The 2,635-nt window shown below is 62.1% G+C and carries 3 protein-coding genes; 1 reads left to right on the top strand and 2 read right to left on the bottom strand.

What is annotated here, in order from left to right; genetic code table 11:
* The coding region (locus EN893_RS39520; RefSeq protein ID WP_245490920.1) for a hypothetical protein at nucleotides 1–195 on the top strand (195 nt) is incomplete at its 5' end.
* A 112-nt stretch (nucleotides 196–307) separates the two neighbouring features.
* Here EN893_RS39520 and EN893_RS28305 read toward each other — a convergent pair.
* Nucleotides 308–1,333 (bottom strand): NAD-dependent epimerase, encoded by a 1,026-nt coding sequence (locus tag EN893_RS28305; RefSeq protein WP_127268854.1) that lies wholly within the window; start codon nucleotides 1,331–1,333, stop codon nucleotides 308–310.
* Nucleotides 1,333–2,607 (bottom strand): nucleotide sugar dehydrogenase, encoded by a 1,275-nt coding sequence (locus tag EN893_RS28300; RefSeq protein WP_127268852.1) that lies wholly within the window; start codon nucleotides 2,605–2,607, stop codon nucleotides 1,333–1,335. The genes EN893_RS28305 and EN893_RS28300 overlap by 1 nt, the downstream gene beginning before the upstream one ends.
* Between the last annotated feature and the right edge of the window lie 28 nt (nucleotides 2,608–2,635).

The following is a 2,635-nucleotide window of genomic DNA, read 5'->3' as shown; positions in this document are numbered from 1 at the left end:
GCCGTCATTCGGGCCGGTGGTGACCACCAAACTGGCATCGCGAGACGCGATTTCCGCAAGCGCTTCGTTCGTTCCGTCGGTCGAACCGTCGACATGGACGCATATCTGCAACGGACAGTCCGTACGCAACAGTTGCTGAACCAGCGCCGCAACGCGATCCCGCCGATTGAACGTGGGGATGCAGACGCTCAGTAGCGCCTGGGACTGCAATGGATTGCAGACTGCCTGTTTGCGAGCCGTATCGATTCCATCTGCTCCTGGTTAAGTGATCATGGAACAGCGCGGATCAGCCGGGAAACGCCGAACCCTATCCCCGCGCAAAATACGCCTTGTACCACTCGACGAACCGCCCGACGCCCTCGGTCACCGTCGTCGCCGGGCGGTAGCCGACCGCCTGCTCCAGCGCCGAGGTGTCGGCGAAGGTATCGGGCACGTCGCCGGGCTGCAGCGGCAAGAGTTCGACGATGGCTTTGCGGCCCAGCGCGTTTTCCAGCGCCTCGACATAGGCGGTCAGCTTCACCGGGTTGTTGTTGCCGATGTTGAAGATGCGCCAGGGGGCGCTGCTTGTGGCCGGATCCGGACGGCTGGAGTCCCAGGCGGCATTGCCCGTGGCCGGGCTGTCGCTGGCGCGGATCACGCCTTCGGCGATGTCATCGACATAGGTGAAGTCGCGCGTGTGGTTGCCGTTGTTGAACAGCTTGATCGGCTCACCGGCAAGGATGTTTTTGGTGAACAGGAACAGCGCCATGTCCGGGCGCCCCCAGGGACCATACACCGTGAAGAAGCGAAGACCGGTCGTCGGCAATCGGAACAGATGGCTGTAGCTGTGCGCCATCAGCTCGTTGGCGCGCTTGGTCGCGGCGTAGAACTGCAGCGGATGGTCGGCCGGACGATGCTCGGAAAACGGCATGTCGGTGTTGGCGCCGTAGACACTCGACGTGCTGGCATAGGTCAGGTGCGCGACGGCGCTGTTGCGGCAGGCCTCCAGCACGTTGGTGTAGGCGATGATGTTGCTTTCGACATAGGCATGCGGGTTTTCCAGGCTGTAGCGAACCCCGGCCTGGGCGGCGAGATGGATCACCCGGTCGAATGCATGGTCGGCAAAGCAGGCGTCGACCACGCTCTTGTCGGCGAGATTGCCGCGGATGAAATGATAGCCGGCATTGGTCTTACGGCTCGCCTCGTTCAGAAGCCGCAGCCTCGCCTCCTTGATCTGCGGATCGTAATAGTCGTTGACGTTGTCGATGCCGACGACCTCGTCACCGCGCTCCAGCAGCCGCTTCGCTACGTGATATCCTATGAAGCCGGCCGCGCCGGTGACCAGAACCTTCATCAGAAACGCCCATCCGTGACATGCCTGGGGAACAGACCCTTGATGTCGTAGATGACGCCCGGGGTCTTGCAAAGCGCCATCAGGCCGTCGACGCCCAACGCGCGGAACTGCCTGTGGCCGACGGCCACGATAACGCCGTCATAACGCATGTCGGGAATGTCCTTCATGCTGGCCACGCCGAAGGCACGCGCGCATTCCTGCGCGTCGACCCAGGGGTCCCATATGTCGATGCCGGCGTTGTATTCCTTCAGTTGGGCAACGATATCGGCGACCTTGGAATTCCTCAGGTCCGGGCAATTTTCCTTGAAGGCCGCGCCCATCACCAGAATCCGGCTGCCAACGACAGGTATTCCCTTGCGCATCATCAGGCGGGCCGTCTGATCCGCCGCGTGCCGACCCATGCCGTCATTGATACGGCGGCCAGCAAGAATCACCTCCGGATGATAGCCGAGTTCCTGGGCCTTGTGGGTGAGATAGTAGGGATCGACGCCGATGCAGTGGCCGCCGACGAGACCAGGCGTGAAGCGCAGGAAATTCCATTTGGTGCCGGCGGCTTCCAGCACTTCGGACGTGTCGATGCCGAGCTTGCCGAAGATAAGCGACAGCTCGTTCATCAGCGCGATGTTGAGGTCGCGCTGAGTGTTCTCGATGACCTTGGCCGCTTCGGCGACCGCAATGCTCGAGGTACGGTGTGTGCCTGCCGGCACGATCGAGGCATAGAGCGCATCGATACCTTCGGCCGCTTCCGGCGTCGAGCCGCTGGTGACCTTGACGATCGTTTGCAACCGATGCTCGCGGTCGCCCGGATTGATGCGCTCGGGACTGTAGCCGAGGAAGAACCCCTCATTGTAGCGCAGGCCCGAATGTTTCTCGATCAGCGGCGCGCACACCTCTTCCGTGCAGCCGGGATAGACCGTCGATTCGAAGATCACCACCGCGCCTGGCGATATGACCTCACCGACCAAAGTCGATGCCATGATCAGCGGTTTCAGATCCGGACGGTTGGCCCTGTCGATCGGCGTCGGAACCGTGACGATGAAAATCCCGCAATCGCGCAGAGCGGCCTTGTCGGTGGTGAATGTCAGCCGCGACGCAGCACTGATCTCATCGCTGCTGGCTTCCAGCGTATGGTCGTCGCCACGCCTCAGCGCGTCCACCCTCGACTGGTCGATGTCGAAACCGACGACATCCCTGCCGGCGCCGAAGGCGACCGCCAGCGGCAGGCCGACATAGCCAAGCCCGATGATCGCTATTTTCCTGGAGGCGAGATCCATCTGCTTCCTGCGCTTGCTATGCCAGAGC

Origin of the sequence: Mesorhizobium sp. M7A.F.Ca.CA.004.04.2.1 (assembly GCF_004022825.1) — a bacterium.
In the GTDB taxonomy this organism is placed as follows: Bacteria; Pseudomonadota; Alphaproteobacteria; order Rhizobiales; family Rhizobiaceae; genus Mesorhizobium.
This window is presented reverse-complemented; position numbering and strand designations above follow the sequence as displayed.

Coding starts and splice junctions, on each gene's coding strand:
- EN893_RS28305 (WP_127268854.1), bottom strand. CDS start 1,333: ATGAAGGTTCTGGTCACCGGCGCGGCCGGCTTCATAGGATATCACGTA.
- EN893_RS28300 (WP_127268852.1), bottom strand. CDS start 2,607: ATGGATCTCGCCTCCAGGAAAATAGCGATCATCGGGCTTGGCTATGTC.